Below are 6,041 nucleotides of genomic sequence, written 5' to 3' on the forward strand. Positions count from 1 at the left end.
GCGGGGCGCGCGCTGCGCGGGGCGCGGGCTGTGCGGGCGCGCGCTGGTGCGGGGCGCGCGCTGCGCGGGTTCCTGGGGGGTTAGGCGGAGGCTCGGTGGACCAGTTGGGTGTCCAGGAGGATGTGGGAGGCGGGTAGCTCCTCGCCACGGATTCGGGCCACCAGCAGGCGGGCCATCTGCCGGCCCATCTCCTCCACCGGCTGGAAGACAGTGGTCAGCGGCGGTTCGGCCTGTCGGGCGATGGTCGCGTCGTCGAAGCCGATCACCGCGACGTCCTCGGGCACACGGCGGCCGGCCTCGCGCAGGGTACGCAGCGCACCGAACGCCATCAGGTCGGAGGCGACGAAGACCGCATCCAGGTCCGGGCAGGCGTCCAGCAGGCGACGCATGGCGGCCGCGCCGCTGCCCTCGCTGAAGTCGCCGTACGCGATCAGGTCGGGGTTGACACCGGCCCCGGTGGCCTTGACCGCGTCGGTGTAGCCGGTCAGCCGGGCCAGGCCGGCACCCATGTCCTGCGGACCGGCGATGGTGGCGACGCGTCGCCGGCCCTGTCTCGCCAGGTACTCCACCGCCTGCCGGGCCCCGCCAACGTTGTCCACGTCGACAAACCAGGCCGGTTGGGCACCCGGTTGCAGCATACGGGCGGGCCGACCGCCGAGCACGGCGGGAAGGCCGCGCTCCTCCAGCAGCGTCGGCAGCGGGTCGGAGTCGTGCAACGACAGCAGCAGTACGCCGTCGACGTGCTGGTTGGTGAGGTGGTGCTCGACCCGCTCCCGTTCCACCGGCGACTGGGCCATGGCCAGCCAGAGCTGCATCGGCGTCTCCAGCAGCCCGGAGCTGATCCCCCGCACGATCGCGGCGAAGAACGGCTCGGTGAAGACCCGCTCGCCGGATTCGGACACCACCAGCGCGACGGAGTCCGTCCGCTGGGTGACGAGCGCACGGGCGGCCCGGTTCGGCACGTACCCCAGCTCTGCGATGGCCTGTTGGACCGCGGCCCGGGCCTCCGGGCTGACCTGGGGCGAGCCGTTGACCACGCGGGAGACCGTGCCCCGACCGACGCCGGCACGCGCGGCGACCGCGTCGAGGGTCGGGCGCCCGAGCGACCGGGTGCGCTGCGTTGTCATCGTCTGCTCCTCCGACGGCGGGCGGACCCGGCGCCACCTGCGAGAGGTGGACGCCGGGACCGTCCTGATGGCTGGCCCGAGCCTATTGTGCGGCCAGACCGTTGCGCCGGATCACCGAGGCGTACCACTTGGCGCTGGACTTGGGGGTGCGGACCTGACTGTCGTAGTCGACGTGGATCATGCCGAACCGCTTGGTGTAACCCCAGGCCCATTCGAAATTATCCATCAGCGACCAGGCAAAGTATCCCCGCAGAGGCACTCCGGCGTCGATCGCCTCGTGGGCGGCGCGCAGGTGGGCGTCGAAGTAGGCCAGCCGATCGACGTCGTCGACCTGCCCGTCGACCACGGAGTCGACGAACGCGGAGCCGTTTTCGGTGACGTACAGGGGCAGGTCGGTGTAGCCGTTCACCCGGCGCAGCGTCTCGGTCAGACCCGGGGCGTCGATCTCCCAGCCCATGTCGGTGACCGGGACGCCGCGGGTGACGAACCGGACGTCCTCGCTGCCCGGCCAGCACGAGGGGGCCGGGTCGGCCTCCACGCCCTCGACCGGCGCGGCGACCACGTGCCGGCTGTAGTAGTTGACCCCGACCAGGTCCAGCGGCGTGGAGATGGTCGCCAGGTCGCCGTCGCGCACGTGCTCGAAGTCGGTCACCGTGCTGAGGTCGGCGACCAGGTCCTCCGGGTACGACCCGCGCAGCAGCGGGTCCAGGAAGAACCGGTTGGCCAACCCGTCGATCCGCCGGGCGGCGTCGGAGTCGGCGGGACTGTCACTGGCCGGGTCGACCGGGTAGAGGTTGACGGTCACGCCCACCTCGGCGGCCGGCCGGGCGGCCCGCAGTGCCTGCACGGCCAGGCCGTGACCGAGCATCAGGTGGTGTCCGGCGCGCACCGCGTCCGCTCCGTTGGTGCGGCCGGGGGCGTGCACCCCGGAGCCGTAGCCGAGGAACGCGGAGCACCACGGCTCGTTCAGCGTGGTCCAGTAGCGCACCCGGTCACCGAGCGCGTCGGCCACCAATGTCGTGTAGTCGGCGAAGCGGGCCGCGGTGTCCCGCGCCGGCCAGCCGCCGGCGTCTTCCAACGGCTGCGGCAGGTCCCAGTGGTAGAGGGTGAGCCACGGCTCGATGCCGTTGGCCAGCAGCTCGTCCACCAGTCGCCGGTAGAAGTCCAGGCCGCCCGGGTTGGCCGCGCCGGTGCCGCCGGGCTGCACCCGGGACCAGGAGACCGAGAAACGGTACGACTTGAGGGCCAGCTCGGCCATCAACGCGACGTCGTCGCCGAGGCGGTGGTAATGGTCGCACGCCACATCGCCGGTGTGCCCGGAGAGGACCCGGCCCTCGGTGTGGCTGAAGGTGTCCCAGATCGACGGGGTGCGGCCGTCCACGGCCGCCGCCCCTTCGATCTGGTATGCCGCCGTCGCGGCCCCCCAGAGGAATCCGGGTGGAAAGGTCAGCCCGGGGCGCTCGTCGAGGACGTCGACGGCGGGTGGGCTGGCGGGGTTGCTCACGACTTGACGGCACCTTCCATGATCCCGCCGATGATCTGGCGGCCGAACACGAGAAAGACGATTACCAGGGGGATGGTGCCGATCGCCGTGGCGGCGAACACCTGGGAGTAGTCGGTGTAGTAGGCGTACGAGAGGAACGAGAGCGAGACCTGCAGGGTCGGGTTCTCCGGGGTGAGGATGGCGTACGGCCAGAGGAACGAGTTCCAGGTCTCCATGAAGGTCAGCAGACCGAGGACGCCGGCGGCGGGACGCAGCGCGGGCAGCACGATGCTCCAGTAGATCCGGAACGTGCTCGCGCCGTCGACGCGGCCGGCCTCGATCAGCTCGTCGGAGATCGCCTGGCTGGCGTACTGCCGCATCATGAACACGCCGAAGGCGGTGACCAGGAACGGCACGGTGACCGCATAGAGGGTGTCGTACCACCCCAGGTCCTGCATCATGCCCCAGAGCGGGATGAGCCCCATCTGGGTCGGGATCATCATGGTGACGATGATCGCCAGCAGGAGGGCGTTGCTGCCGCGGAACTTCAGCTTGGCGAAGGCGAACCCGGCCAGCGAACCGGTGAGCACCACCGAGACGGTGACCACCGAGGAGACGATGATCGAGTTCATCATGCCGGTGAGGAAGTTGGCTGCGTCGTTGTCGAGCACCCGCCCGAAGTTGTCACCGAACGCGCCACCGGGGGTCAACGGCGGCGGTACGTCGTTGATGTTGTCCAGGCTGCGAGTGCCGATCACCAGCATGTAGTAGAACGGGTAGATCGACAGCAGCGCCGCCAGGACGAGCGCCAGGTAGGTCAGCGGGCTGGTGCGCCACAGGCGCTGGGAAGCCGAGATCATCGATCTCTCCTCACTTCGCCGAGCGGCGGACGAGTAGGAAGTTGAACAGCGACACCACGATGATGATCATGAAGATCGCCCAGGCGACCGCGGCTCCGTAGCCGGCGGTGTTCAGGTTCACGATGCCCATCTCGTACATGTACATGGCCAGCGTCTGGAACTCCCGCTGGTTGCCACCGATGATGTTGCCGTTGCCGAAGAGCAGGGGCTCGGTGAAGAGCTGCATGCCGCCGATCGTGGACAGGATGACCACGAAGATGAAGGTGGGCTTGAGCATGGGCAGGGTGATCTGCCAGAACTGTCGCCACGGACCGGCACCGTCGATCTCCGCGGCCTCATAGAGGTCCTTCGGGATCGCCTGCATGCCGGCGAGCAGGATCAGGGTGTTGTACCCCGTCCACCGCCAGTTGACCATGGAGGAGATGGCCGTCCAGGAACTCCACCGGTGCCCGTCCCAGTCGACCGGGTCGACACCGACAAAGCTGAGCAGCCAGTTGAACAGGCCGAACTCCCGCTGGAACAACATCCCGAAGACGATCGCGACCGCGGCCACCGACACCACGTTCGGCATGAAGATGGCCATCCGGAAGAAGGTCTTGGCGCGCAGGAGGCTCCGGTTGAGCAGGTTCGCCAGGAAGAGGGCGAGCAACAACTGGGGGATGGTCGACAGGGCGAAGATGCCGAACGTGTTGACCAGCGCGTTCCAGAAGTACTCGTCGGACACCAGCCGGGTGTAGTTGTCGAAGCCGATGAACGTGTGCTCCCCGATCATGTCCCAGTCGTGCAGCGACATCCAGGCGGTACGCAGCATCGGGTACAGCCCGAATACGCCGAAGATCAGGAAGAACGGTGCGATGTAGAGGTACGGCGAGTACTTGACATCGAGGCGGTTGAGTAACCTTCCCCGGCGACGTCGGCGATCGACGTCGGGCGAAGGCGGTGCTGCTGGCGACGGCCGTGCCGTCGTGGCCGACAGGCTCATGCGAATTTCCTTTTCCGGCGAGGCCCGGGGGCCCTCGCGCAGGGCGCTACGCGGAGGGGACCGGCCGGTGGCGTCCGGGAGACCCCGAACGCCACCGGCAGGGAATCACTCAGAAGGCACCCTGAGTCTTGGCATCCTTCGTGAACTGCTCCCAGGCCTTGGCCTTGTCGGCCTGCCCGTTCTCGAACGCCCGCAGGGCAGGCTCGAGCGCGTTCTCCTTCACCGCCTGGTGCTTCGGACCCAGGTGGATCGGCTGGATCTTGGCGACGCTCTCCCCGAAGATCTTGCCGGTCGGCGCGTTGCTGAAGTACTCGTTGGTGTAGCCGAGGAACGCCTCGTTCTTCAGCGCCTCCAGGTTGGTGGGCAGCGGGCCCTTGAGCTTGAAGGCCTCCACCTGGCTCTTGGCGTTGGTCAGGTACTCGGCGAGCTTCGCCGCCTCCTTCGGGTACTTGCTCTGGGCCGGAACCGCGAGCCACGAGCCGCCCCAGTTACCGCCGCCACCCGGCACGGACGCGACATCCCACTTGCCCTTGTTGGCCGGGCCGGAGTTGTCCGACACGATGCCGAGCATCCAGGACGGGCAGAAGGTGGCCGCGAAGGTGCCCTGCTTGAAGCCACCCGACCACTCCGGCGACCAGGTCGACGCCTTGGCGGAGATGTCCGCCATCGAGGTGGCGGTGTCCCACGCGTTCTTCACCGCGGGGCTGGTGTCCGCGATGATGTTGTCTTCCTTGTCGTAGAACAGATCACCGTTGCCCTGGAAGAGCACACCGTTGGAGACGGCGGTGATCGAGTCGATGAAGGCCTTGCCGCCGCTGCCCTGCTTGTACTTCAGACCGGCGTCGTGGAAGCCCTTCCAGTCCGGCCAGAGCGCCGACACCTGGTCGCGCTCGGTGGGCAGGCCGGCCGCCTGGAACAGGTCCTTGCGGTAGCAGACGGCGAGGCTGCCGACGTCGGTCGGCAGGCCGATCAGCCGGCCGTCCGGCGCCTTGCCCAGCTCCCACTTCCAGGGCAGGTATTCCTTGGAGTGGTCGGTAACCAGCGGGCTGAGGTCGGCCCAGTTGCGCGCGTTGGGCTTGAACTCGTTGAGGATGCCCTCTTCCAGGGCGGTGACGTCCGCCGCGCCCTTGCCGGTGGCCAGGTAGCGGACCAGCTTCGGCCGGTACTCACCGAGCTGTGCGGTCTTACGCAGCTCGACCTTGATGCCGGTGTCCTTCTCGTACTGCTTGACGAGATCGTCGTAGCCCATCTCGCCGAAGGTGTCGACGACCAGCTTGGCCGGCTTCTCGCCGGCCGCTGGCTTGTCGTCGTCGTTGCCACAGGCCGCGAGACCGCTGACTGCGGTGATCGCGGCCAGGGCAGCGGCCGCCAGGCGGGTACGCCGCGTGGTGACACTCATGCGCTGACCCCTCTTTCCGGTGGTGAGGCTGGTGGTTGTGGTGGGGGGTGTCTCATCGCGCCAGGCCGGGGATGCGTGAGTGACCCATGCCACCTCCGGGAGCGCTCCCATGAGATTGCCGACAGGTAACGGGAGTGTCAATAGGGCGATGGGAGCGTTCCCAGATCGTTATCGCTGACCACTCCCACCC

The 6,041-nt window shown here is 68.3% G+C and carries 5 protein-coding genes; all 5 read right to left on the reverse strand.

Features of this window, described 5'->3' with window-relative positions:
• Positions 1 to 80: 80 nt before the first annotated feature.
• The 5 genes from DLJ58_RS00785 to DLJ58_RS00805 all read right to left on the reverse strand — a co-directional run bounded on the left by DLJ58_RS00785 (position 81) and on the right by DLJ58_RS00805 (position 5,851).
• Positions 81 to 1,127, reverse strand: coding sequence for a LacI family DNA-binding transcriptional regulator (locus tag DLJ58_RS00785; protein WP_124853394.1), 1,047 nt, complete (start codon positions 1,125 to 1,127; stop codon positions 81 to 83).
• Positions 1,128 to 1,209: 82 nt separating this feature from the next.
• Positions 1,210 to 2,631 (reverse strand): GH1 family beta-glucosidase, encoded by a 1,422-nt coding sequence (locus tag DLJ58_RS00790; protein WP_124853395.1) that lies wholly within the window; start codon positions 2,629 to 2,631, stop codon positions 1,210 to 1,212.
• Complete coding sequence (locus tag DLJ58_RS00795) at positions 2,628 to 3,470, reverse strand: carbohydrate ABC transporter permease (RefSeq protein ID WP_124853396.1); 843 nt, start codon at positions 3,468 to 3,470, stop codon at positions 2,628 to 2,630. The genes DLJ58_RS00790 and DLJ58_RS00795 overlap by 4 nt, the downstream gene beginning before the upstream one ends.
• A 10-nt stretch (positions 3,471 to 3,480) precedes the next feature.
• The gene (locus DLJ58_RS00800; RefSeq protein WP_124853397.1) at positions 3,481 to 4,452 is read right to left on the reverse strand and encodes a carbohydrate ABC transporter permease; all 972 of its coding nucleotides are present in this window, start codon (positions 4,450 to 4,452) and stop codon (positions 3,481 to 3,483) included.
• A 109-nt stretch (positions 4,453 to 4,561) separates the two neighbouring features.
• Entirely contained in the window at positions 4,562 to 5,851 is a 1,290-nt protein-coding gene (locus DLJ58_RS00805; RefSeq protein ID WP_124853398.1) for an ABC transporter substrate-binding protein, read from the reverse strand.
• Positions 5,852 to 6,041: the final 190 nt, after the last annotated feature.

It is taken from the genome of Micromonospora arida, assembly GCF_003857035.1.
Taxonomy (GTDB): domain Bacteria; phylum Actinomycetota; class Actinomycetes; order Mycobacteriales; family Micromonosporaceae; genus Micromonospora; species Micromonospora arida.

Bases quoted from the DNA above. Each gene is read 5' to 3' on its own strand.
- DLJ58_RS00785 (WP_124853394.1), bottom strand. From the start codon at position 1,127: ATGACAACGCAGCGCACCCGGTCGCTCGGGCGCCCGACCCTCGACGCG.
- DLJ58_RS00795 (WP_124853396.1), bottom strand. From the start codon at position 3,470: ATGATCTCGGCTTCCCAGCGCCTGTGGCGCACCAGCCCGCTGACCTAC.
- DLJ58_RS00800 (WP_124853397.1), bottom strand. From the start codon at position 4,452: ATGAGCCTGTCGGCCACGACGGCACGGCCGTCGCCAGCAGCACCGCCT.
- DLJ58_RS00805 (WP_124853398.1), bottom strand. From the start codon at position 5,851: ATGAGTGTCACCACGCGGCGTACCCGCCTGGCGGCCGCTGCCCTGGCC.